The sequence below is a fragment of the Acidovorax sp. 107 genome, from assembly GCF_003058055.1.
Classification (GTDB): Bacteria; Pseudomonadota; Gammaproteobacteria; order Burkholderiales; family Burkholderiaceae_C; genus Acidovorax.
In genome coordinates, this window is record NZ_QBTZ01000001.1 from 1,458,909 (window position 1) to 1,482,673 (window position 23,765).

General features: G+C 64.9%; 25 protein-coding genes and 1 tRNA gene. 14 read left to right on the forward strand and 12 right to left on the reverse strand.

Translation table 11 applies throughout. From position 1 onward, the window contains the following. The first annotated feature begins 26 nt into the window (after positions 1-26). The 9 genes from C8C99_RS06945 to C8C99_RS06985 all read left to right on the forward strand — a co-directional run bounded on the left by C8C99_RS06945 (position 27) and on the right by C8C99_RS06985 (position 7,752). Positions 27-776 (forward strand): transporter substrate-binding domain-containing protein, encoded by a 750-nt coding sequence (locus C8C99_RS06945; protein ID WP_108625324.1) that lies wholly within the window; start codon positions 27-29, stop codon positions 774-776. Between the two features lie 29 nt (positions 777-805). Then, positions 806-1,474, forward strand: a complete 669-nt coding sequence (locus tag C8C99_RS06950) for an amino acid ABC transporter permease (RefSeq protein WP_056645362.1) — start codon at positions 806-808, stop codon at positions 1,472-1,474. Further along, on the forward strand, positions 1,471-2,265 hold the full coding sequence (locus tag C8C99_RS06955; RefSeq protein ID WP_304529394.1) for an amino acid ABC transporter ATP-binding protein: 795 nt from the start codon (positions 1,471-1,473) through the stop codon (positions 2,263-2,265). Before C8C99_RS06950 ends, C8C99_RS06955 begins: the two co-directional genes overlap by 4 nt. 58 nt (positions 2,266-2,323) lie before the next feature. Further along, on the forward strand, positions 2,324-3,217 hold the full coding sequence (locus C8C99_RS06960; protein WP_108625326.1) for a phytanoyl-CoA dioxygenase family protein: 894 nt from the start codon (positions 2,324-2,326) through the stop codon (positions 3,215-3,217). Beyond that, complete coding sequence (locus C8C99_RS06965; RefSeq protein ID WP_108625327.1) at positions 3,217-3,843, forward strand: HutD family protein; 627 nt, start codon at positions 3,217-3,219, stop codon at positions 3,841-3,843. Before C8C99_RS06960 ends, C8C99_RS06965 begins: the two co-directional genes overlap by 1 nt. Before the next feature lie 72 nt (positions 3,844-3,915). After that, a complete protein-coding gene (gene hutI / locus C8C99_RS06970) occupies positions 3,916-5,202 on the forward strand; it encodes an imidazolonepropionase (protein ID WP_108625328.1) in 1,287 nt (428 codons plus the stop codon). Further along, positions 5,199-6,584, forward strand: coding sequence for a formimidoylglutamate deiminase (locus C8C99_RS06975; RefSeq protein ID WP_108625329.1), 1,386 nt, complete (start codon positions 5,199-5,201; stop codon positions 6,582-6,584). Before hutI ends, C8C99_RS06975 begins: the two co-directional genes overlap by 4 nt. 21 nt (positions 6,585-6,605) lie before the next feature. Continuing rightward, positions 6,606-7,421, forward strand: coding sequence for an N-formylglutamate deformylase (hutG, locus tag C8C99_RS06980; protein WP_108625330.1), 816 nt, complete (start codon positions 6,606-6,608; stop codon positions 7,419-7,421). 121 nt (positions 7,422-7,542) lie between these two features. Continuing rightward, the gene (locus tag C8C99_RS06985; protein WP_056645342.1) at positions 7,543-7,752 is read left to right on the forward strand and encodes a hypothetical protein; all 210 of its coding nucleotides are present in this window, start codon (positions 7,543-7,545) and stop codon (positions 7,750-7,752) included. Between the two features lie 30 nt (positions 7,753-7,782). On the opposite strand, the gene asd is transcribed toward C8C99_RS06985, so the two are convergent. The 6 genes from asd to C8C99_RS07015 form a co-directional block, all read right to left on the reverse strand. Beyond that, positions 7,783-8,634, reverse strand: coding sequence for an archaetidylserine decarboxylase (gene asd / locus C8C99_RS06990; RefSeq protein WP_056645340.1), 852 nt, complete (start codon positions 8,632-8,634; stop codon positions 7,783-7,785). 64 nt (positions 8,635-8,698) lie between these two features. Further along, positions 8,699-9,412 (reverse strand): ABC transporter ATP-binding protein, encoded by a 714-nt coding sequence (locus C8C99_RS06995; protein WP_108625331.1) that lies wholly within the window; start codon positions 9,410-9,412, stop codon positions 8,699-8,701. 1 nt (position 9,413) lies between these two features. Next, a complete protein-coding gene (locus C8C99_RS07000; protein WP_108625332.1) occupies positions 9,414-10,187 on the reverse strand; it encodes an ABC transporter ATP-binding protein in 774 nt (257 codons plus the stop codon). Then, positions 10,180-11,178, reverse strand: coding sequence for a branched-chain amino acid ABC transporter permease (locus C8C99_RS07005; protein ID WP_056645329.1), 999 nt, complete (start codon positions 11,176-11,178; stop codon positions 10,180-10,182). The genes C8C99_RS07000 and C8C99_RS07005 overlap by 8 nt, the downstream gene beginning before the upstream one ends. An 85-nt stretch (positions 11,179-11,263) precedes the next feature. Then, positions 11,264-12,127 carry a branched-chain amino acid ABC transporter permease gene (locus C8C99_RS07010; protein ID WP_056645325.1) on the reverse strand — a complete coding sequence of 288 codons (864 nt, stop codon included), beginning with the start codon at positions 12,125-12,127 and terminating at the stop codon, positions 11,264-11,266. Between the two features lie 111 nt (positions 12,128-12,238). Next, positions 12,239-13,426: an ABC transporter substrate-binding protein gene (locus C8C99_RS07015; RefSeq protein ID WP_108625333.1), complete on the reverse strand. Its 1,188-nt coding sequence runs from the start codon at positions 13,424-13,426 to the stop codon at positions 12,239-12,241. Positions 13,427-13,968: 542 nt separating this feature from the next. On the opposite strand from C8C99_RS07015, the gene C8C99_RS07020 reads away from it, so the two are divergent. From C8C99_RS07020 to C8C99_RS07035, 4 genes are all read left to right on the forward strand, one after another. Beyond that, positions 13,969-15,138 carry an HPP family protein gene (locus C8C99_RS07020; protein ID WP_108625334.1) on the forward strand — a complete coding sequence of 390 codons (1,170 nt, stop codon included), beginning with the start codon at positions 13,969-13,971 and terminating at the stop codon, positions 15,136-15,138. A 290-nt stretch (positions 15,139-15,428) separates the two neighbouring features. After that, a complete protein-coding gene (gene infA, locus C8C99_RS07025) occupies positions 15,429-15,680 on the forward strand; it encodes a translation initiation factor IF-1 (RefSeq protein WP_015014402.1) in 252 nt (83 codons plus the stop codon). Between the two features lie 185 nt (positions 15,681-15,865). Continuing rightward, positions 15,866-15,942 (forward strand) — tRNA-Pro (locus C8C99_RS07030). Positions 15,943-16,163: 221 nt separating this feature from the next. Then, positions 16,164-16,961 (forward strand): heparan-alpha-glucosaminide N-acetyltransferase, encoded by a 798-nt coding sequence (locus C8C99_RS07035; protein ID WP_255411682.1) that lies wholly within the window; start codon positions 16,164-16,166, stop codon positions 16,959-16,961. A gap of 119 nt (positions 16,962-17,080) precedes the next feature. Here the strand turns inward: C8C99_RS07035 and C8C99_RS07040 are convergent, their stop codons facing one another. From C8C99_RS07040 to C8C99_RS07065, 6 genes are all read right to left on the reverse strand, one after another. Further along, positions 17,081-17,866, reverse strand: coding sequence for a peptidylprolyl isomerase (locus C8C99_RS07040; protein WP_015014400.1), 786 nt, complete (start codon positions 17,864-17,866; stop codon positions 17,081-17,083). Positions 17,867-17,932: 66 nt separating this feature from the next. Next, the gene (locus C8C99_RS07045) at positions 17,933-18,193 is read right to left on the reverse strand and encodes a BolA family transcriptional regulator (protein WP_056645320.1); all 261 of its coding nucleotides are present in this window, start codon (positions 18,191-18,193) and stop codon (positions 17,933-17,935) included. A gap of 15 nt (positions 18,194-18,208) precedes the next feature. After that, complete coding sequence (locus C8C99_RS07050) at positions 18,209-18,748, reverse strand: septation protein A (RefSeq protein WP_056645317.1); 540 nt, start codon at positions 18,746-18,748, stop codon at positions 18,209-18,211. A 24-nt stretch (positions 18,749-18,772) separates the two neighbouring features. Next, positions 18,773-19,186: a peptide-methionine (R)-S-oxide reductase MsrB gene (gene msrB, locus C8C99_RS07055; RefSeq protein WP_108625335.1), complete on the reverse strand. Its 414-nt coding sequence runs from the start codon at positions 19,184-19,186 to the stop codon at positions 18,773-18,775. Further along, complete coding sequence (locus tag C8C99_RS07060) at positions 19,183-20,664, reverse strand: YdiU family protein (protein WP_108625336.1); 1,482 nt, start codon at positions 20,662-20,664, stop codon at positions 19,183-19,185. The genes msrB and C8C99_RS07060 overlap by 4 nt, the downstream gene beginning before the upstream one ends. Before the next feature lie 79 nt (positions 20,665-20,743). Continuing rightward, positions 20,744-21,811 (reverse strand): AraC family transcriptional regulator, encoded by a 1,068-nt coding sequence (locus tag C8C99_RS07065; RefSeq protein ID WP_108625337.1) that lies wholly within the window; start codon positions 21,809-21,811, stop codon positions 20,744-20,746. A gap of 185 nt (positions 21,812-21,996) precedes the next feature. Here C8C99_RS07065 and C8C99_RS07070 point away from each other — a divergent pair, with 185 nt between their 5' ends. Then, positions 21,997-23,730, forward strand: coding sequence for a carboxylesterase/lipase family protein (locus tag C8C99_RS07070; protein ID WP_108625338.1), 1,734 nt, complete (start codon positions 21,997-21,999; stop codon positions 23,728-23,730). Positions 23,731-23,765 lie beyond the last annotated feature (35 nt).

Below are 23,765 nucleotides of genomic sequence, written 5' to 3' on the forward strand. Positions count from 1 at the left end.
TCACCCCTCCCCAAGGAGCTTTCCCCATGAACCTTCGTCGCAATCTTCTTCTGGCCAGCCTGGCCGCCGCAGCCTTTTGCACCATGGGTGCACAGGCGCAGGACAACGTGCTGCGTGTGGGCACCGATGCCACGTTCCCGCCCATGGAGTTTGTCGAGAACGGCAAGCGCACGGGTTTTGACGTCGAACTGGTGGAGGCGATTGCCAAGACCATGGGCAAGCAGGTCGAGTGGGTGGACATCGACTTCAAGGGCCTGATCCCCGGCCTGATCTCCAAGCGCTTTGACATGGCCGTCTCGGCCATCTACATCACGGACGAGCGCAAGAAGGTGGTGGACTTCACCGATTCGTACTACGCCGGTGGCCTGGTGGTGATGGTGAAGGCCGACAACAAGGCCATCAACAAGCTGGCCGACCTGGATGGGAAGAAAGTCAGCGTGCAGGTGGGCACCAAGTCGGTGGCGTACCTGACCGAGAAATTCCCCAAGGTGCAACGTGTCGAGGTCGAGAAGAACCAGGAGATGTTCAACCTGGTGGACATCGGCCGCGCCGATGCCGCTGTGACCGGCAAACCCGCCGCCTTCCAGTATGTGCGCACCCGTCCAGGCCTGCGCGTGCTGGATGAGCAACTCACTACCGAAGAGTACGGCATGGCCCTGCGCAAGGACACGCCCGAGCTGACGAAGGCCGTGAACGGCGCCATCACCAAGCTCAAGGCCGATGGCACCTACGCGGCCATCGTCAAGAAGTGGTTCAGCAACAGCGCTGCCAAGTAAACAACAGCCTACCGTTGCCGAACTGAGCCATGGAACTCGATTTTTCTCCTGTCTGGGCCGGATTGCCCCAGTTGCTGGCGGGCGCGCTGGTCACCGTGGAAATCACGGCCGCCTCGCTGCTGCTGGGCTGCGTCATGGGCCTCCTGGTGGGCATTGGCCGCCTGAACCCCAAGCGCCGCGTGGTCTACGCCCTGTGCACCGCCTACGTGGCTGCAATCCGTGGCACGCCGCTGCTGGTGCAGCTGTTCATCCTGTTCTTTGGCCTGCCGCAGTTCGGCATCTTGCTGCCCGCGTTTGTGTGCGGCGTGATTGGCCTGGGCATTTACTCGGGTGCCTATGTGTCCGAGGTGGTGCGCGGTGCCATCCAGTCCATCGACAAGGGGCAGATGGAGGCTGCGCGCTCCATCGGCATGTCCTCAGGTCTGGCCATGCGCACCGTGGTGCTGCCGCAGGCAGTGGTGCGCATGATTCCGCCGCTGGGCAATGAGTTCATCGCGCTGATCAAAAACTCCGCGCTGGTGTCGCTGCTCACCATCCACGATCTGATGCACGAGGGGCAGAAGATCATCAGCGTGTCTTACCGCTCGCTGGAGGTGTACCTCGCGATTGCGGTGGTGTATTTCATCCTCACGGGTGTCACGACGCTGGTGCTGCGTCGCATGGAGTTGCGCCTGCGTGCCGGAGGGATGGTGCAATGAAAAAAGAATCTGCAATGAACGGAGCAGGCCAGTCCGCCGAGCCCATCGTGCGCATCCGGGGGCTGCGCAAGTCGTTTGGCAGCCATGTGGTGCTCAATGGCATCGACTTTGATGTACTGCCGTCACAGGTGGTGGTGGTCATCGGGCCCAGTGGCTCAGGCAAGAGCACCTTCTTGCGCTGCTGCAATGGGCTGGAGCAGCCAGAGGGCGGCACGGTCGAGATCTGTGGCCGCACGCTGGTGCAGGACGGCCGCATGCTGCCCGACCATGACCTCAACGCCCTGCGCGAAGAGGTGGGCATGGTGTTCCAGTCGTTCAACCTGTTTCCGCACCTGTCGGTGCTCGACAACGTCACGCTGGGCCCGCGCAAGCTGCGCGGCCTCTCGCGCAAGGACGCCGAGGAGCGTGCGCAGGCCTTGCTGGCCAAGGTGGGCCTGGCGCACAAGGCCGCGGCCATGCCCGCCAGCCTGTCGGGCGGGCAGAAGCAGCGGGTGGCCATTGCCCGCGCGCTGGCCATGGAGCCGCGCGTGATGCTGTTCGACGAGCCCACCTCGGCGCTGGACCCGGAGCTGGTGGGCGAGGTGCTGCAGGTCATGAAACTGCTGGCCAGTGAAGGCATGACCATGATGGTCGTGACCCACGAAATGGACTTTGCGCGCGAGGTGGGCGATGTGGTGGTCGTGATGGATGGCGGCGGCATCATCGAATCCGGCCAGCCCGCCACCATCTTCACCAACCCTACGCAGGAGCGCACGCGTTCTTTCCTGCAGGCGGTGCTGACCCGCGCCTGAGCCAGGGGGCGGCATGGTGCACGACAACGGTCAACAACCTACAAGGAGACAGCCTCGCATGCCCCCGTTCTCACCCGGCAATGACCGGCGCCAGCGACAGCACTTTCAACAGCGTTTGCAAGAGCGCCTGACCGCAGACCACATTGCCCGCTTTGATCGGGATGGTGCGCTCTGCATCAAGCAACTGCTCGCGCCTGAAGAGGTTGCGCTGCTGCGCGATGGCATCGACGCCAACCTGGCCGCGCCCAGCCCGCGCGCCAAGGTGGCCAGCCGGCCGGATGACCCGGGCCGCTTCTTCGAGGACTTCTGCAACTGGCAGGACATCCCGCAGTTTGGCCGCTTTGTGCGCGACACGCCGCTGGCCCTGGCTGCGCAGCGCCTGATGCAGTCGCGCACCGTGCGGCTGTACCACGACCATGTGCTGGTCAAAGAGCCGGGCACGCGCCAGCGCACGCCCTGGCACCAGGACCAACCGTACTACAACATCGACGGCATGCAGAACATCAGCATGTGGATTCCGGTGGACCCGGTGTCCCGCGCTGCGACGCTGGAGTTTGTGGCCGGTTCGCACAAGGGGCCGTGGCTCATGCCGCGCACCTTCATGGACAACCAGGCCAAGTGGTTCCCCGAAGGCAGCCTGCAGGACCTGCCCAACGTCGAGGCCGACTGCGATGCCTTCCCTATTGTGGGCTGGGAGATCGAGCCGGGTGACGTGGTGTGTTTTCACATGCTCAAGCTGCACGCGGCCGGCGGGGTGGAGGGCAGCAACCGCCGTCGTGTGTTCTCGGTGCGCTTTCTGGGCGACGACACGCGCCATGCGCCCCGGCCGTGGAAGACCTCGCCCGAGTTTCCGGGCCTGGCCGACGAGCTGCCTGCCGGGGCTGAGATGGACCACCCGCTGTTCCCGCTGCTGGTGGACGGAAACGACATGCCACAGGGGGAACGGGCGTGATGCAGTTTCTGGACCTGGCCGCCGCACCTTCGGTGCCATGGAAGAACGGGGGCGGCAGCACGCGAGAACTGGCGTGCTGGCCGCCCGGCGCGGGCATGGACGGTTTTGGGTGGCGCGTGAGCGTGGCCACCATTGCGCACCCTGGGCCGTTCTCGGCCTTTCCGGGCGTGGACCGGCAGATCATGCTGCTGGAGGGCGACGGCGTGCACCTGCAGGGCGCCGCAGGGCATTGGCAGCACGCGCTGGAGCACTGTTGGCAGCCATTTGCGTTCTCTGGCGACGAGCCGGTGGACTGTCGCATGCTGGGCGGTGTTTCCACCGACTTCAACCTCATGCTGCGCCGGGGTGTGTGGAACGGCAAGCTAGAGGTGGTGCGCGATGTGCCGCCGCCCGCTAGGGGGGCTGCGGCAGGCCTGTGCATGGTGCTGCAGGGCGCCTGGCGGTGCGAGGCTGGCTACACGCACCCCGCGCAGGTGCTGACGGCAGGTCAGGGCGTGTGGTGGGTGAGCGAGGGCGCCGCAGTGGCGCCGTCGATCACCCCTGTGCGCGCCACCAAGGGCACCGGGTCTGCCGATGATGCACCCGTGCTGGCCTGGGTGGCCCTGCACACGGTCTCCCCACCATAATTTGAACCAAATAGGCTGTATGCGCTAGTGGAATATGCGCTGACAGCTATAGAAAATATAGTAAATCAATCCATGGACACAACAGCAGACGGCAACAGGCAGGGCGTGGTCCCGAAGATGTCTTGTGCGCCCAGCGCCGATGGCGTGTGGCTGAACCTGCGGCCTGTGGCCACGTTGTGGGTGGCGGATGTGCCGGTGCCCGAGGGCGCGCCGGCATGTGTGGCGGTGCAGGGCGGCGCCGTGCAGTGGGTGGGCCCGCAGGCCCTGGTGCCAGCGGCCTTTGCCGCCTTGCCCCGCTTTGACGGCAGGGGTGCCATCACCACCCCCGGCCTGGTCGATTGCCACACCCATCTGGTGTACGGCGGGCAGCGCGCCAACGAGTTTGCGATGCGGCTCGCAGGCGCCACGTACGAAGAGGTCGCGAAGGCGGGCGGGGGCATTGTGTCGTCTGTTCGCGCCACGCGCGAGGCGTCTGAGGGCGAACTGTTCGCGCTGGCCGCGCCGCGCCTGCAGGCGCTGCTGGATGAAGGCGTGTGTGCCATCGAGATCAAGTCCGGCTACGGCCTGGCGCTGGAGCATGAACGCAAGCAGCTGCGCGTGGCCCGTCGCCTGGGCGAGGCATTTGGCGTCACGGTACGCACCACCTTCCTCGGCGCGCATGCGCTGCCGCCCGAGTATGCAGACCGCAGCCAGGACTACATCGACCTTGTCTGCAACGAGATGCTGCCTGCGCTGGTGGCCGAAGGGCTGGTGGATGCCGTGGACGTGTTTTGCGAACGCATCGCCTTCACGCTGGCCGAGACCGAGCAGGTCTTCCAGGCCGCGCGCAAGCTCGGCATCCCCGTCAAGCTGCATGCCGAGCAGCTCTCGGACATGGGCGGTTCGGCACTGGCTGCGCGCTACGGCGCGCTGTCGTGCGACCACATCGAGCACCTGTCGGCCGACGGCATCGCCGCCATGAAGGCCGCAGGCACCGTGGCCGTGCTGCTGCCCGGCGCCTGCTACACACTGCGCGACACGCACCTGCCACCCATCGCAGCACTGCGCGCGGCGGGCGTGCCCATGGCCGTCTCCACCGACCACAACCCCGGCACTTCACCCGCGCTCAGCCTGCTGCTCATGGCCAACATGGCCTGCACGCTGTTCCGCATGACGGTGCCCGAGGCGCTGGCGGGCATCACCAGCCACGCTGCGCGCGCGCTGGGGCTGCAAGATACCCACGGCCTCATTGCCTCCGGGCGGCCCGCCAATTTTGTTCTCTGGCCGGTGGGTGAGGCGGCCGAGCTGGCCTACTGGCTGGGCCACAAGCCCGCTTGCACCATCGTGCGGCAAGGTCACATTCACGGAGTCTTGGCATGACGAACCAATTGTTCGCCACCGATGCATTGCTGCCCACCGGCTGGGCGCGCAACGTGCTGGTCGCGTGGGATGGGGCAGGGCGCATTACCCAGGTCACCCCCAACAGTGCCGTCCCTGCCGGGGTCGCGCAGGCGCCTGGCCCGCTGCTGCCCGGCATGCCCAACCTGCACTCGCACGCGTTCCAGCGCGCGTTTGCGGGCCTGACCGAATACCGCGCTGAGAGCCAGGACAGCTTCTGGAGCTGGCGCAACCTGATGTACCGCTTTGCCGCGCGCATCACGCCCGAGTCGCTGGAGGCCATCGCCACCTGGCTGTACGTGGAGATGCTGGAGGCGGGCTACACCAGCGTGTGCGAGTTCCACTACGTGCACCACGACCAAGGGGGCACGCCGTATGCCGACGATGCCACCCTGTCGCTGGCCCTGCTGCGCGCTGCGCGCAATGCGGGCATGGGCATCACGCTGTTGCCCGTGCTGTACCAGACCAGCGGTTTTGGTGCCAAGCCAGCCCGCGCTGACCAGGCACGCTTCATTCGCAGCACGGACAACATGCTCTCGTTGTTGGAGCGCCTCACGCCCTTGGCGCAAGCGCAAGGAGCGAGTTTGGGCCTGGCGCCGCACTCGCTGCGCGCGGTACCGCCCGACAGCCTGACCGCCGCCGTGCGGGGCCTCACGGCGCTCAACCCCCAGGCGCCCATCCACATCCACATTGCCGAGCAGACGCAGGAGGTGGACGACTGTGTAGCCTGGAGCGGCCAGCGCCCCGTGCAGTGGCTGCTGGAGCACGCACCCGTGGACGAACGCTGGTGCCTGGTGCACGCCACGCACATGACGCAGCAGGAGTACCAGGACGCAGCCCGCACCGGTGCCGTGGCAGGCATCTGCCCCACCACTGAGGCCAACCTGGGCGACGGCATCTTCGACATGCCGCTGTGGCTGCAGCACGGCGGCCGCTGGGGTGTGGGCTCGGACAGCCATGCCTGCGTGAACGCAGCGGAGGAATTGTTGATGCTGGAATACGGCCAGCGCCTGTCGCTGCGGCAGCGCAATGTGCTGGCCACCCCAGCCCAGTCCGAGGTGGCCGCTGCCATGACCCTGCAGGCCGTGCAGGGCGGGGCGCAGGCTGCAGGCCGCGCCATTGGCGGCCTGGCCGTGGGCCAGCAGGCCGATCTGGTGGCGCTGGATGCGCAGCATGTGGCTCTGCGCGATCTGCCTGCGCACAGCATGTTGTCGGCCCATGTGTTTGGCAGCCACCGCACCTCGGCCATCGACAGCGTGTGGGTGGCGGGCCAGCGGCGCATCACGGGCGGCCGGCACACGCTGCATGATGCAGCGGCCCAGGCGTTTGTAGGCGCGCGTTCGGCCACCATTGCACCCGATTGAATTCCTACCCGTGAGCTTGTGATGACCGATACCTCTCCACCCCCCTTTGTGTTTTATCCCGGCACTGCGCCGCTGCTGGTGTCCATGCCCCATGCAGGCACCTACGTGCCGCCCGCGCTGGCCGCGCGCTTTACCGATGAGGCACGCCAGGTGCCCGACACCGACTGGCACATGGAGCGCCTCTATGCATTTGCCAAAGACTTGGGCGCGTCCATCCTCGTGGCCACGCACTCGCGTTATGTGGTCGACCTGAACCGCCCGCCGGATGGCGCGAGCCTGTACCCCGGGCAGAGCGTCACAGGCCTGTGCCCGGTCGATACGTTCGACGACACGCCCATCTACGCCAAGGGCGACGTGCCCGATGACGCCGAGATCGCCGCGCGCCGCGATGCCATCTGGGCGCCGTACCACGCGCAGCTGCGTGCCGAGCTGGATCGCATCCGCGCCCAGCATGGTTTGGCCGTGCTGTGGGACGCTCACTCGATCCGCTCAGTGCTGCCGCGCTTTTTTGAAGGCAAGCTGCCCGACCTGAACCTGGGCACGGCCAACGGCGAAAGCTGCGACCCCGCACTGGCGCAGGAGCTGCTGGCGATTGCCCAGTCGGCGCCGGGCTACACCGCCGTGCTCAATGGCCGCTTCAAGGGCGGGCACATCACGCGCCACTATGGGCAGCCCGCGCAGAATATTCACGCGGTGCAACTGGAGATGACCCAGTGCAGCTACATGCAGGAGGCTTTGCCTTTTGACTACCTGCCCGATGTGGCAGCTGGTGTGCAGCCGCACCTTCAGCGCATGCTGCAGGCCGCGCTCGCCTTTGCGGCAGCGCAATCGGTGTGAATCGGGCGCCACGCCCCCTTCGGGGTTATCGGTGCTAGTATGGGTCGGTCGGTCCGCCATGGACCGCCGTCTGGGCCAGCATTCACGCATGAGCCCGTTGTAGCGGGAGGAGCCGCGCCCCATGGACCCCACCGCTTATTACTACATGCCCTTGTTCAAGCCCGGTGCCTTTGTGCAATGGAACCACCAGCGCGAGACCGTGAGCCATGTGGTCGTGCGCCGCAACTCTCTCATGGTGTATCTGGTGGGGCATGAGTCCCCGGTGCACCCCGACGCGCTGCATCTGGCGCCTACCGCCTTTCAGCTCACGCGCGCGCCAGACCGTCTTTGAACGCGGGCAGCCCCGCCGATGGAATGAGCGTTAACCGCCAGCGCGCTGCGCCATGGCTTCACCCAGCTGGATGGGCCGTGTGGGCGACCATTGCGGGTTGAACTGCAAAGGCCCCTGCGGGAACAACATCACGACGGTAGAGCCGAGCAAGAAGCGGCCCATCTCCTCGCCTTTTTGCAGGCGGACCTGGCCGGGTGCGTAGTCCCACTGCCGCAGCGTGCCCGTGCGCGGCGGGTTCACCTGCCCATGCCACACGGTGGCCATGCTGCCCACAATGGTGGCACCTACCAGCACCAGCACGAAGGGGCCCTGGGCCGATTCAAAAAAGCACACCACGCGCTCGTTGCGCGCAAACAGGCCGGGTACACCGCGTGCCGTGGTGGGGTTGACCGAGAACAGATCACCGGGCACATGGACCATGCGCGTGAGCTCGCCCCCGCAAGGCATGTGGATGCGGTGGTAGTCGCGCGGGCTCAGGTACAGCGTGGCGAAATGTCCGTTGTCAAAACGGGCAGCGGCAACGGCGTCGCCACCCACCAGGGCTGTGGTGGAGTACGTGTGTCCCTTGGCCTGGAAGACCTGGTCCTTGGCGATGGGGCCGAACTGGCTGATGGCGCCGTCCACAGGGCAGATCAGGTCGGCTTGGGCCAGCGGGCGCGCGCCGTCTTTCAGCGCACGTGTGAAGAAGTCGTTGAAGCTGGTGTAGCTGGCGATGTCGGGGTTGGCTGCCTCGGCCATGTTGACGTTGTAGCGGCCCACGAACCAGCGGATCACCGAGGTGGTGAGGCCGCCGAGGCGGGCCGATGCGAACTTGCCAGCCAGGGTGGTCAGTGCCTGCTTGGGCAGGAGGTATTGCGGCAGAACTGCCAGGCGATCAGACACGGGCGAACCCCTCAAAGACGAAAGCGGACGATTCTATCGGCGGGGCGCCGTTGCCCGCACGGGGTCATACCCCGAGGTATTGCTCTAGCAGCAGGGGCTGTGCATGCAGGGCGTCCGAGCTGCCGTCAAACACCACCTGGCCCTTGACCAGGATGACGTTGCGGTCGGTGATCTGCGTGACGTGCTTCCAGTTCTTGTCCACGATCACGCTGCTGATGCCGCTGTCCTTGATGAGGCTGCAGATGCGCCAGATCTCGCGCGCGATCAGGGGCGCCAGGCCTTCGGTGGCTTCGTCGAGGATGAGCACGTCGGGGTTGGTCATCAGCGCGCGGCCGATGGTCAGCATCTGCTGCTCGCCGCCGCTGAGCTGCTGGCCGCCATGGCCCAGCCTTTCCTTCAGGCGCGGGAAGGTCTCCAGCACGCGCTCGTAGGTCCAATCGCGCTGGCCGCGTGTGCCGGCGCGGGCGGCCATCTGCAGGTTCTCGACCACGCTCAGGTTGCCGAAGATGCCACGGCCTTCAGGCACGTAGGCAATGCCCAGCCGGGCCATCTCATAGGGCGGCTTGCCCGTCATGTCGCGGCCGGCCACGGCCACGCTGCCCGACCGGGGCTTGACCAGGCCCATCAGCGACTTGAGCAGGGTGCTCTTGCCCATGCCGTTGCGGCCCATGAGGCCGATGGTCTCGCCCTGGCCCACGGTGAAATCAATGCCGTGCAGGATGTGGCTGCTGCCGTAGAAGGTGTGGATGCCCTTGGCATCGATCCATGGAGTGGTCATCTCAGTGGTCCTCCCCCAGGTAGGCGGCCTGCACGGTGGCATCGGCGCGCACCTCGGGTGGTGTGCCCTGCGCAATCACCTCGCCGTTGACCATCACCGTCAGGCGGTCGGCCAGCGCAAACACGGCATCCATGTCGTGCTCGACCAGCATCATGGCGTGGGCGGGCTTGAGGCGCTGCAGCAGCTCGACCATGCGCTCGGCCTCGGCCACGCCCATGCCGGCCAGGGGCTCGTCGAGCAGCAGCACCTGCGGCTCGGTGGCCAGGGTCATCGCAATTTCGAGCTGGCGCTGCTCGCCGTGGCTCATGGCCCCTGCAATCGCGGTGCGCCGGTCTTTGAGGCCAGATAGCTCGATAGCGCTTTCAAGACGTGCGCTGGTTGCTCTGTTTTTGATAGTGCCAGAGCGGGTGTCCTGCCACCAGCGCAAGGGGTTCCAGGGCTGCTGTGCATCGCGCGACTGGGCCGCCAGGCGCACGTTCTCGTGCACGGTGAGCGGCAGGAAGATGTTGGTCTTCTGGTAGCTGCGGCCCAGGCCCTGACGCGAGATGCGTTCGGGCGCCCAGCCGGTCACATCGGTGCCCCCCAGCAGCACCTGGCCCGAGCTGGGTGGCAGGTCGCCCGAGAGCAGGTTGGTCAGCGTGGACTTGCCCGCGCCGTTGGGGCCGATCACCGCATGGATCTTGCCCCGCCACAGGTCCACCGAGACACCATTGACAGCGGCCAGGCCGCCAAAGCGCTTGGTCACCTTCTGCGCGGACAACAGGACTTCAGCCATGGTGCAAGCCCTCCGAGGCCTGGGCCGCACGGCGCTGGGCAAACATGCCCAGCAGCCCGCGCGGCGCGGCCACCACCACCAGCACGATGAAGCAGCCCATCAGCAGTTGCCAGTGTTTGCTGATGTCCTTGAATGCGTGCAGCAGGTACTCGAAGGCAAATGCACCCACGATGGCGCCCGCAAAGTTGCCCATGCCGCCCAGAATGACCATCATGATCGCGTGTGCGCTCATGTGAAAGCCCATGAGTTCCGGGTTCACATAGCCGGTTTGTGCGCCCCACAGGTACCCCGCCAGGCCAGCCAGCGCCCCGGCGATGGTGAAGGCGGTGAGTTTGTAGCCCCGTGTGCCAAAGCCCATGGCGCGCATGCGGTGTTCGTTGATGCGGATGCCAGCCAGCGCGCGGCCCAGCGGGCTCCACAGCAGGCGGCGCAGCAGCGCGTACACCAGCACCACCAGCGCCAGCGTGAAGTAGTAGAAAGTCTTGCGTCCCTCCAGATCGAACGGCAACCAGCCGAGGATGGAGGCATCGGGCCGGAAGTTGATGTACAACCCGTCCGAGCCGCCTAGCACCTTGTTGTCGAAGAACAGGTAGAACACCATCTGCGCAAAGGCCATCGTGACCATGATGAAGTAGATGCCGTGAGTGCGCACCACAAAGAACCCGATCACCAGCGCTACCAGGCCGGATGCGGCCACTGCCAGCGGCAGCGACCACCACAGGCTCACAGGCATGTCGGCGGGGGTGAGAAAGGCGAGGGCGTAGCCCGCCACGCCAAAGTAGGCGGCGTGGCCCAGCGAGACCAGCCCGGTCACGCCCTGCAGCAGATCCAGGCTCATGGCAAAGATGGCCATGATCATCATGCGGGTGACCATCTGCACATAAAAGTCGCTGCCCACCACAGGGAACAGCAGCAACGCAGCCAGCCCCAGTGCCAGGGCGAACTGCACGCTGCGTGGCAGCACTTCGATATTGGCGCGCGGGGTGCTCATGAGCGGCCGCCGGGCCGCCCCAAGGCGGCGAAGGCCCCCTTGGGGGGCAGCGAAATACACGAAGTGATAAGCGTGGGGGGCTTTGTCATTGCTTAAAGAGGCCTTCAGGTTTCCACAGCAGCACGGCTGCCATCAGCATATAGACCAGCATGCCCGCCACCTGCGGCAGCAGCACCTTGCCAAACGTGTCGACAAAGCCCACCAGCAGCGCAGCAATGAGCGCGCCTCGCACGGAGCCGATGCCACCAATCACCACCACCACAAAGCACATGATGAGCACCGAGGAGCCCATATTGGGGTAGACGCTCGACACGGGCGCAGCCACCATGCCCGCGACCGCCGCCAGGCCCACGCCCAGCGCGAACACGATGGCATGGATGAGCTTGATGTTCACGCCCAGCGACTCGGCCATGTCGCGGTTGAAGGCGCCCGCGCGGATCTTCATGCCCAGGCGGGTTTTGGAGATCAGCAGATACAGGGCCACGGCCAGCGCGATACAGACGCCCGATATGAACAGCCGGTACACCGGATAGGAGAGGGTGTCGGTGAGAGGAATGGACCAATCCAGCAACTTGGGGATGGCCACGCCGTGCACGTCGTCGCCCCACAGGATGGAGCGCAGCTCTTCAAAGATGTAGATCAGCCCGAAGGTCAGCAGCACCTGGTCCAGGTGGTCGCGATGGTAGAAGTGGCGAAACAGCAGCCATTCCAATACCAGGCCAAACACCACAGCAAGCGCGGCGCCCCCCAGGATGGCCAGCGTCAGGCTACCGAACTGGCCGGAGAGCGAGTACCCCAGGTATGCGCCCAGCATGTAGAAGCTGCCATGCGCCAGGTTCACCACGCCCATGATCCCGAAGATCAGCGTGAGCCCGGCCGCCAGCATGAACAGCAGCAGGCCGTATTGCACGCTGTTGAGCAACTGGATCAGGAACGTGGCGAAATCCATGGAGGGCTGGGTTTGGAGTACAAAAAATCAACCCGCGCAGCACGAGGCCGGCGGAGGAAGCCCGGCATGCAAGCCGGGCGGTCGGGTCGGAAAATGGGCTGACCGAACGGTTTAGCCCATGCGGCAACCGGCGCCGCTGTCGGCCAGCGCCTTGGCGGCCACGCCGATCACCTTGTTTTCCTTGTTCTCCACGCGGCGCAGGTAGATGTCCTGCACGGGGTTGTGCGACTTGCTCATGGTCCACTTGCCGCGTGGGCTGTCGATGACGGCGCTTTCCATCGCCTTGATGACGGCCGGCTTGGCAGACAGGTCTCCCTTGACGGCGTTGGCACCATGCACCAGCAGCAGGCCGGTGTCGTAGCCTTGCACAGCGTACACGTCGGGCTGGCTGCGGAAGGCCTTGGCATATTCCAGGCGGAACTGCTTGTTGCGCGGCGTATCCAGCGAGTCGCTGTAGTGCATGGTGGTGATGATGCCGTCGGCCGCTGGGCCTGCAGCGTCCAGCACGCCTTCGGTCAGGAAGCCCGAGCCATACAGCGGAATCTTGTCCTTGAGGCCGGCCGCCGCGTAGTCCTTGATAAACTTGGCCGCGCCGCCACCGGCAAAGAAGCAGGCCACGGCATCGGGCTTGAGCGCGGCAATCTCGGTCAGCAGCGCCTGAAATTCGACGTTGGGGAAGGGCAGGCCCAGTTCCTTGACGATGGTGCCGCCCGCCTTGGTGTAGCTTTCCTTGAAGCCCTCAAACGCTTCGTCACCAGCCGCGTACTTCCAGGTGATCCAGACGGCCTTCTTGTGGCCCTTTTCGACCATGGCCTTGCCAAGCGCCAGTGTGGGCTGCGAATTGCTGAACGAAGTGCGGAACACGTTGGGAGCGCAGAGGGCGCGGGTGGCTGCGTGTACGCCTGCGTTGGGGATGAGGTTGAGCACGCCGGTGTCGCGCGCCACCTTCTGGATACCCATTTGCACGCCCGAGTGCACGGTACCGATCAGCACGTCCACCTTGTCGCGCTGCACCAGCTTGCTGGCGTTTTCCACACCCTTGCTGGGCTCGGATTCGTCATCGACCTTGAACCATTCGATCTCGCGGCCGCCAAGCTTGCCGCCTTGCTGGTCGATGGCCAGACGCACGCCATTCTCGATGGCCACGCCCAACTGCGCAAAAGTGCCGGTGTAGGGCAGCATGAATCCCACGCGCACCTTGCCGCTTTGAGCGCGCACGATGGAGGGCAGCAGCAGGCCCGTGGATGCTGCGCCGACGAGGGCGGCACTGCGGCTGATGACGAGGCGGCGGGTGGTCATGGGGCTTGTCTCCTTTGTTTAGGCTTAAAGTAATTTACTGCAAGCGTTCGGTGGTGAATACCTATGGGTTACCCGTACCGGAGGTAGGACTGGGTTCAGAGCACAATCACTGCCCATGTCCTGGGGCTATGCCGTCAACGCGCGGCAGGTGGAGGACATGGCAAGAAGCTGCTTCTGACTCCGGTGGAAAAGGGGTGAATTTGCAGATGAATTAAAATGCATGTTTTTATTTTTTGTGCAGTATAGAGCGTGTTTTTGGATTGGGGTGGTCGATTCTGTTCTGCCTCGTAGGTAGTTTCCAGCAGGGAGCTGTTGCGACGCCTCCAACCGAGGGCTGGCTCGCTCCAGGCGGCTGATGCCCCTCGGCGCACCTGCACCATGGCACTGGCGGCACAATGGCGTCGGATTCTTCAATCGGTTGCGCTATGTAGCGGCATCCCGGCAGGCCCGTCGCGATGGGCGCTGCGCAGCGGCCCTCAACTCTCCAGTTTGCCGGTTGAGCACTGATGTAGCTTGCGGCTGCCTCCGTCCTTCCGTCCTGTATGTCTTCTTCTCCCCCCGACCTCTCCTCTTCATTGCCTTCCCGCCAGCCATTGGCCGAGCGTCTGGTCGAGTGGCTGCGGCATTTCTGGCCCGCCCCGCTGGGCATCGATGGCCGGGAGCGCCTGCGCTTTGTGGTGGGGGCGGTGATGGGCATGCTGCTTACCGCGTGGCTCAGCCGCTGGTGGGCCCAGGGCAGTGGCTCCGGCCCGTGGATGGTGGCGTCGTTGGGGGCCAGTGCCGTGCTGGTGTTTGGCATGCCTTCCAGCCCTCTGGCCCAGCCCTGGCCCGTGCTTGGCGGCAGCACCCTGTCAGCATTGGTGGGTGCGGTCTGCTCGGCACTGATTCCAGACAAGGTTTTGGCGGGCGCCATTGCCGTGGGCCTGGCCATTGCGCTCATGGTGCCGCTGCGGTGCCTGCACCCGCCCGGGGGAGCCATGGCTTTGTACGTGGTGTTGACCTCGGGCGATGGGTGGCACCTGGCCGCATTCCCGGTGTTGTTCAACGTCGTGCTGTTGTTGATCGCTGCTGTGGTCTACAACGGGTTGACGGGCCGCCGCTACCCCCATCCTCAGCGCGTCGTTTCGCGGGTGGCAGCAAGCCAGGGGGCTTTCACCGCCTCGGATGTGGACGCGGCACTGGCCCATTACAACCAGGTGCTCGACGTGAGCCGCGCGGACCTGGAGGGGCTGTTGCATCTGGCGGGACGTGCGGCGTTCCAGCGGACGCTGGGAGAGCTGCGGTGCGCGGACATCATGTCCAGCCCGCCTCACGCCGTGGAGATGGGGGTGTCGCTCAAGGAGGCGTGGGCGCTGATGCGTTTGCAGCAGATCAAGGCACTGCCGGTGGTGGATACCCAGCGCCAGGTCATCGGGATCGTGACAGTGGCCGACTTCATGCGGCTGGCCAACCTCGATACCCACGAAGGGCTGGGGCAGCGGTTGCGCACGCTGGTCATGGGGCGTGGCGGGCAACCGCAGGCCGTGGGCGAGATCATGTCCCACCCGGTCCAGGTGGCGCGCGCCACGCAGCATGCGATGGACCTGGTGCCCCTTTTCTCGCAGGGCGGCCACCATCACATTCCCATCGTGGATGACGTGGACCACCTCGTGGGCATCATCACCCAGACCGACCTGGTGCGCACCCTAGCCACTGCAGTGCAAGGCCGATAGTGGGCGGCAGGTGTGACGCAGCGCCCGCGCCACAGAGCACACCGTGCGCCCATAGGCAAAACAATGCGTGTCGCGGTACAATTGACAGGCTTTGCACAGCGCTGACGCCTGTTCATTGAAGCCGTCTCCCCGGCCCTCTGCCTGATCTGCGCCCTGGGTGCAGCCGACTCCCACCGCCCGCCATGCACCGTGTGTCGAGTTTCGACAACACTGCAGCTGCCGTGGTGAACGCAAAAATCCCGCTCAGGCGCCGACCACAGAACATTTGCTTAGAAGAGATAGAGAAACACATGGCCAAAGAAGAACTCATTGAAATGCAGGGCTCCGTCACGGAAGTCTTGCCTGACTCGCGCTTTCGCGTCACGCTGGACAACGGTCACCAACTGATTGCCTACACCGGCGGCAAGATGCGCAAGCACCACATCCGCATCCTGGCGGGTGACAAGGTGTCGCTCGAGATGTCGCCTTACGATCTGACCAAAGGCCGCATCACGTTCCGTCATCTGGCCGGTCGCGGCCCTGGTCCGTCGTCCAGCCGCTGATCCCTTCTTTCTCGGTCCGTGGCAGACCGAGGAAGGTGTTTGATTTTTCTGGTTCGTCTCTTGTCACGTCGCAGCCCTTGGGCTGTCTCCCTGTCATCGCTTCGCCTCGCCACTTTCTAAAAAAAGTCAAAAAAGCGGGCGTTGAACCAAAAACAGGGGATTTGGCGGGTTAGAATACGAGCTGTCGGAGCGTAGCGCAGCCTGGTAGCGCATCTGCTTTGGGAGCAGAGGGTCGCGAGTTCGAATCCCGCCGCTCCGACCAATGTTTGAAGGCCTTGCAGCACATGCTGCAAGGCCTTTTTTCTTGCCCGTCCGTGCCTTGCACATGGTGCGGCCAAGCCTCGCCTTCGTCGGGCCAACGGCATGCGCAGCAGTCCATTCCGGCAGGCTCGTGGAATCTACGTACCATTGGGTTCATCGTTGGTGGGCGTTTGTCCGCTTCGATCCTGCCGTGTGCCATGCACGGTGCTTGCTGGTATCGCCATGACATTCTCCGCACCTCCTGCAGCCATCTCTGCGCCGTCACCGCCCTCCAAAGCGCTGGCATTGCCCGCGGCGCACCGTTACGACGCAGTCGATGCCCTGCGGGGGCTGGCCATGGTGTGGATGACGGTGTTCCACTTTTGTTTTGATCTGAGCCACTTTGGCCTGTGGCCGCAGAACTTCCGCGTGGATCCCTTCTGGACCACACAGCGCACTGTCATCGTGAGTCTGTTCCTGTTCTGTGCGGGGCTGGGTCAGGCCATTGCCTTGCACCAGGGGCAGGGCTGGCGCCGGTTTGGGCGCCGCTGGGTGCAGATTGCCGGGTGTGCGCTGCTGGTATCTGCCGGGTCGTTGGTGATGTTTCCGGCAAGCTTCATCTACTTCGGTGTGCTGCACGGCATGGCGGTGATGTTGCTCGTTGCGCGATGTACCGCTGGTTGGGGGCGCTGGCTCTGGCTGACCGGGCTGGTGGCCATGGCCTTGCCGTGGGCGGCGCAGCAGCTTCTGACGGGGATATGGGCAGATGCCGCGCCCTGGTTCAACGGGCGGGCTTTGAATTGGCTGGGGCTGGTGTCCCGCAAACCGTTCACGGAAGACTATGTGCCGGTGCTGCCTTGGTTGGGCGTGCTCTGGTGGGGGCTCGCCGCGGGGCAATGGGCGACGCGTGCACACAAGAGTTGGCTGCAATGGCGGTTACCCGCCGGACTCACTCTCCTGGCGACGCTGGGGCGGTGGAGCCTGAGCTACTACATGGTCCACCAGCCGGTGATGATTGGCCTGCTGATGGCTGTGGTGTGAGTAATGGGGCGGACTTGAGCCTTGTTGATCCAGGGGGCATTGCGACACAGCCCAAGCCCATAAAAAAACGCGACCGAGGTCGCGTTTTTTGTTGCCAGAACGACTGAGTTCCCGTTGGCTTATTCCACTTTGGCCTTGGCGCGCAGGTCTTCCTGGAACTTGGCCAGCTTTTGCTGTTGCAGCTGCTGTGCCACTTGTGGCTTGACTTCTTCAAGCTTGGGCAGCTCGGCCTGGCGCACATCGTCCAGGCGGATGATGTGCCAGCCAAACTGGCTCTTCACGGGCGTTTCGGTCATCTTGCCCTTTTCGAGCTTGACCAGCGCTTCGGTGAACTCGCTCACGTAGCTCGATGGGTTGGCCCAGTCGAGATCGCCACCCTTGGCGCCGGAGCCTGGGTCCTTGGATTGCTTCTTGGCGATGTCTTCAAACTTCGCGCCCTTCTTGATGGACGCGATGATGGCCTTGGCGTCGGCCTCTTTCTCCACCAGGATGTGGCGGGCCTTGTATTCCTTGCCGCTGTTGGCGGCCACGAACTTGTCGTATTCGGCCTGGATTTCAGCGTCGGTGACGGGGTTTGTCTTCTGGAAGTCGGCGAACAATTCGCGGATCAGAATGGCCTGGCGGGCCAGTTCCAGTTGGGACTTGTAGTCGGCCGAGGTTTCCAGGCCGCGTTTTTGGGCTTCCTGCATGAAGATTTCACGGGCGATGACTTCTTCCTTGATCTGGCCTTCGATGTCGGGCGTCACGGGGCGGCCCGAGCGTTCGACCTGCTGCTTGAGCGCTTCGACACGCTCCTTAGGAACTGCCTTGCCGTTGACGATGGCGACATTCTGGGCGGAAACGGGCAGGGCCAACGTGCCCAGCACGGCAGCGGCCACGAGGCCGGACAGGAGCTGTTTCTTCATGCGGAATCCAAAAAAATGAGGGTTGTTTGCCAGCTGAAATCCGGCAGGTATTGACTTGGGGCCGGCTCAGAGAACTTCAATGGCGAGGGCGTGAACGCCTTGGTCAATAAATTCTTGCAGCGCATCATACACAAGGCGGTGTTGGGCCACGCGGGTGCGTCCTGTAAAGAAAGGTGACGCGATCCGCACCCGAAAATGGGTGCCAAATCCGGTGCCGTTGGCACCTGCATGGCCGGCGTGGGCCGCGCTTTCATCCACCACTTCCAGGTGGCTGGGGGTGAGGCGGTCGGCCAGGGTCTGGTGCATCTGATCAGCAAGGGTAGTCATGGGCTTCGCGCTCGTTCAGGTAGTGGGCTCGTCGCCCTTGAGGTGGGGGGCGATGTAGATGCCCTGGGCCACCAGGAAGACCAGCGGAAACGCATAGCCCCAGAGCTTGAAGTCCACCCAGGCCTCGGTGCTGAAGTTCATCACCACGTAGGCGTTGATGGCCGACATGAAGGCACAGTAGATGATCCAGGCCACGTTCAGGCGCTGCCAGACGGTGTCGGGCAGATCGAGCTGGCTGCCCAGCAGCATCTTGAGAAAGTTCTTCTTGAGCGCCCACAGCGCCACCGCCAGGGCAATGGACATCGCGCCGTACAGCACGGTGGGTTTCCACTTGATGAACCGGTCGTCCTGTAGCACCAGCGTGAGCGTGCCAAACAGCAGGATCAGCACCAGGGTGACCTTGTGCATGGTCTGCAGGCGCCGGTCGATGGCATAGATGATGGCCATCTGCAAGGCCGTGGCCGCCATGAGCACGGCGGTGCCTACGTAGATGCCGTAGAACTTGTAGGCCCCGAAGAACAGCAGGATGGGGAAAAAGTCGATCAGGATTTTCATGGAGTCAGCAAGGAGTCCCGGGCTTCAGCGGTCGCCGGACTCGAAGTCCAGCGATGCCGAGTTCATGCAATACCGCAGCCCCGTGGGCGCTGGGCCGTCTTCAAACACATGGCCCAGGTGCGCCCCGCATTGTGCACACACCGTTTCGGTGCGGACCATGCCATGACTGCGGTCCACGATTTCTGTGATGGCGCCGGGGATGGCTTCGGAAAAGCTGGGCCAGCCGCAACCCGCATCGAATTTGGTGACCGAGTCGAAAAGTTTGGCGCCGCAGCAGATGCAGTGGTAGCTGCCGTCAGCCCAGTGGGCTTCGTACTTGCCGGTGAAAGGACGCTCGGTGGCGGCATGGCGCGTGACCTGGAAGGCCACGGGCTCGGCGCCTTTCTCGCGCAGCACGGCTTGCCATTCGGTGTCTGTCTTCTGGATGGGATGGGTCATGATGAGCAGCTGATCTCGATGGAAGACGCCCAGTCGGGCGGGAAGGCGGCGTAGGCGTCATGCCTCGGGTGCTCGTCAAACGGGCGCTCCAGCAGCCGCTGCAGGGTTTGGAGTTCGCCAAAGTCGCCAAGTTTCGCCGCACGGATCGCCTGTTCGCCCAGGTGGTTGCGCAGCACGAACTTGGGATTAGTTTTGAGCATCAAATCGGCTTGATGCGCTACATCCATATACCTCGAATGCTCTGAATATAGTAGCAACCATTGGTCAAGGCCTGCGCGGTCCGCAAACAGGTCGCGCACGGGCTCCATGTCTTGTGTGCCCACGGCGTGCGACAGGCGGCGCCAGAAGATGGGGTAGTCCACCCCGTTCTGGGCCAGCAGCAGCAAGATGCCGTCGATGAGTGCACCATCGCCATCGCTGGCCTCCACCAACCCCAGCTTGGCGCGCATTTGGGCCATGAAGGCTTCTGGGAAAACCGTCTTGTAGGACTCCAGCGCCTGTTTCGCCAGCTCTTGGTCGCCGATCAGGGGCAGCAGCGCCTGGGCCAGGCAAAACAGGTTCCAGTACGCCACATTGGGCTGGCGGTTGTAGGCGTAGCGGCCTTGCGAGTCGCTGTGGTTGCACACGTGGCCGGGCACAAAAGCATCCAGAAACTGGAAGGGTCCGTAGTCAATCGTCAGGCCCAGGATGCTCATGTTGTCGGTGTTCATCACCCCGTGGCAAAAGCCCACGGCCTGCCATTGCGCCATGAGCCGCGCGGTGCGCTCGCTCACGGCCTGCAGCAGGGCGGCGTAGGGGTTGCCCGCGAGGTCCTCGCCGTCCCGGCATTCGGGGTAGTAGCGGTCAATGACATAGTCGGCCAGTGTTTGCAGCGCGGCCTCCTGGCCGTTGGCAGCAAAGTGCTCAAAGTGGCCAAAACGTACAAAGCTCGGGGCCACGCGGGTGACGACGGCAGCGGTTTCGACCTCCTCGCGGCGCACCGGCCCGGGGGAGCCGGTGATGCACAGCGCGCGCGAGGTCGGCACACCCAGGCCGTGCATGGCTTCGCTGCACAAAAACTCGCGGATGCTGGAGCGCAGCACCGCACGGCCATCGCCCATGCGTGAGTAGGGCGTGCGGCCTGCGCCCTTGAGCTGGACCTCCCACCCCGTGGCCGTCTCCCCGAGCAGGATGGCGCGCCCATCGCCCAGCTGACCGGCCCAGACGCCAAACTGGTGCCCGCTGTACACGCTGGCCAGGGGGCGGGAACCTGCCATCAGGCGGTTGCCGGTGAAGGCCTGCAGGGCCTCGTCGCTGCACAGGGCGGACTCATCCAGCCCCAGCAGTTGCGCTACGGCGGGGCTGGTCCCTACCCAATGGGGCGAGGGCAGGGGGGTGGGGCGCAGTTCGGTGAAAAAGTCGGGGCCCAGCGCGGCAAAGCCGTGGTCCCAGGCCAGGCCAAGGTCGGTACGGGCGTCGCTGTCGGCAGTCAGGGTCATGGGCTGGATTGTCTCGCAGGCCGGATGCCCCGGCGCCCACAGGGCCATGGCAGGGTGTGGCGGGTCGACACTGCAACCGCTATAGCGACGCTGCTGCGGCCAGTAAGACCGGGCCCGGTGCAGGCTGCAGCAACTGCTGGCGGTACTGGCCTGGCGGCATGCCGAACCAGCGTTTGCAGGCCCTGAAGAGGTTGCTCTGGTCGCTGAACCCCAGTTGGTCTGCCACTTCGGCCAGGCTGCGGCGCGGGTCGGCCAGGTACTGGCGGGCCAGCTCGCTGCGGGTGTCATCCAGCAGTTGCTGAAAACTCACCGACTCTGCCTGCAGCCGGCGCTGCAGGGTGCGGTCGGTCAGGTGCAGGCGTGCCGCCACGTCCTCACGGCGCGGTTCACCAAGGTGCAGCATGCGTGATATTTCGGTGCGCACCTTGGCGCTGACCAGCGACTGGCCCAGCGGGCCCAACTGCCCCAGCTCGGCCTCCACCAGTTGTTCGTGCAGCGCCCACAGGCTGGGGTTGTGGGTGGGAATGGGTTGCAGCAGGTCGGCTTCGGCCATCAGAAAGCGGTTCACCGGCTGGCCAAAACGGGGCGGCACACCAAACGCGGCGCGGTGGCACGCGTCGTCGGTCGGCGCTGGGGTGACCAGCTCCACCGCCAGGGGTGTGAGGTCGCGCCGCGTGAGCCAGTCGCACAGCGTGATGAGGGTCAGCGCCGCAAATTCCACGCGCTGGCGAGGAATGGGACGCGACGCGCCGATGTGGTTGACCACCAACCAGTAGCCGCGCGGGTCCCGCTCCATTGAGAACGTGGTGGCGTCCGAGATCAGCGCCATGTGCCGGTCCAGGTGCTTGAACCCTTCGAGGAGATTGGGGCCCGAGGCCAGAGCGTGGCCCACCAGGTCCAGCTTGCCGTAGCGCGCGGCCAGTTGGCGGTCCAGGCCCAGCCCCGGGCGGTCGTAGTGCTGGGCTGCTGCCTCCCACAAGCGGCTGACGCGGTCCACATCCACGCGGGTGTGGGGGTGCTGCAGGCTCTCCAGATCGATGTCGGCTTGCGCGCACAGGGCTTGCACCGGCAAGCCTTCGGCCGCAAACAGCTCGGCAATGCCGCGCACCCAGGCGGCAGAGCTGGTGCGCTGCGGCAGCGGGTTCATGGGCAAGCCCCTGCCTCAGGGTTTACGCGCGGGTGGTGTTCTGAAGTCACTGTTTTGGTGTGGTTGCGATAGTGGGTTGTGGGCCTGGCGTTTCCACAATCGGCGCCGAGGTCGGGCCCTGCCGCGAGTGTGATGCGTTCTGCAGGCCCGCCCCATTCCTGAAAACCCCGAAGGAGACAAACAACATGGCCTATTTTGCAAAGAGCCTGCGCTGGGGCGCAGCCTGTCTCGCCGCTGTAATGACCACGGCGTGTGGTGGCTCTGGCGGTACGCCGCCCGAACTGCGCGAAACCCGCTACGGTATGGTGCGCGGCACGGACGACAGCGCCACCAGCGGCACTTATGCGTGGAAGGGAGTTCCCTACGCACAACCCCCCGTGGGGGCCCTGCGCTGGCAACCGCCTGCAGAGCCTGCCGCCTGGACGGGCGAACGCAGCGCCAGCCGCTTTGGCAGCGCCTGCCTGCAGATGGGCCGCATTTACGGACCCGGGGCCAACAACCGCTTTGACGACACGATTGGCCAGACGCTGAATACTCCACTGGGCAGCGAAGACTGCCTGACCCTCAACATCTGGCGCCCAGCCAACGCGCAGGACAACCTGCCGGTGCTGGTCTTCATCCACGGCGGCAGTGCCATCTCGGGCTACACCGCCGACCCGGTGTACGACGGCGCGGCGCTGGCCAAGTCGGCCAATGCCATCGTGGTCACGGCCAACTACCGGCTTGATGTGCTGGGGTATCTGCAGTTGCCCGCCCTGCATGTGGGCAACAACGGCAGTGGAGGCAACGCGGGCAGCAGTGCCTATACCGGCAACTATGCGTTGCTGGACGTGGTGCAGGCGCTCCGGTTCGTGCAGGGCAACATCGCCCGGTTTGGCGGCAATGCGGGCAACGTCACGTTGATGGGGCAGTCGGCTGGGGCCATCAATGCCCTGGCGCTGCTGACGGCGCCGCAGGCCAGCGGTTTGTTCCACAAACTGGTGCCGATCAGTGGGGGGATCTCCCTGGCAACCAACTTGCCCGCCGGGTCCATTCCCACGCTGAACCCGGTCGCCCGCTACGCCACACAGGCCAGCCAGCTGCTGGCGCACCTGGCCGTGGCCGATGGCCTGGCGCCCGCATTGCCAGAAGCCCAGGCCCTGGTGGCCGGCTGGACCCCTGCACAGGTGGCCAGCTACCTGCGCGGCAAGGATGCGCGCGTCATCCTGCAGACGGTGCTGGCGAAGGGGCTGACAGGCTCCGGCCCCATCCCGGACGGTGTGGTGGTGCCGGCCGACCCCATCGCTGACATTGGGGCTGGGCGCTATCAGAAGGTGCCCGTGCTGTCCGGCTACACCGCCGAGGAGGGCAAGCTGTTTGCCCCCTTCCTGGTGCTGCTGGGCGGCAAGCCTGGCATGAAGATCAGCGATGCCGACCGCTTTGCGATGATGCAGCGCTTTGACCCCGATGCGCCCGCCACCCTGACGGCGGCGGACATTCTGGATGCGTCCTACCTGCCGGTGACAGCCCCCGGCACGGGCTACAACGCACGCACCCAACTACTGGGCAACGTGTTTATTGGCGCCAGCCGCGACAACCTGCTGAACGCCCTGCGCAGCCAGCAGGGCAATGTGTGGAACTACCAGTTCAACTGGGCCCAGCAGCCTGCGCCGTGGAACGATGTGTACGGCGCGGCCCATGCGTTCGACCTGCCGTTTGTGTTTGGCAACTTCGGTCCCTCGGTGTTTGCGAAGGCGACCAACAGCACCGCCAACCAGCCGGGGCGCCTGGCCTTGTCGCGGGCCATGATGGACAGCCTGCGGGCGTTTGTGCACACCGGTGATCCCAACAACGCCACGCTCAGCCAGACCTGGCAGCCCTGGCCCCGCAAGTTCATCTTTGACGCGGACCAGAAGGCGGTGCGCCTGAGCGTGCAATGACCCTCGCGTTGCAGATGTCGCACAGCCCTTGGCTG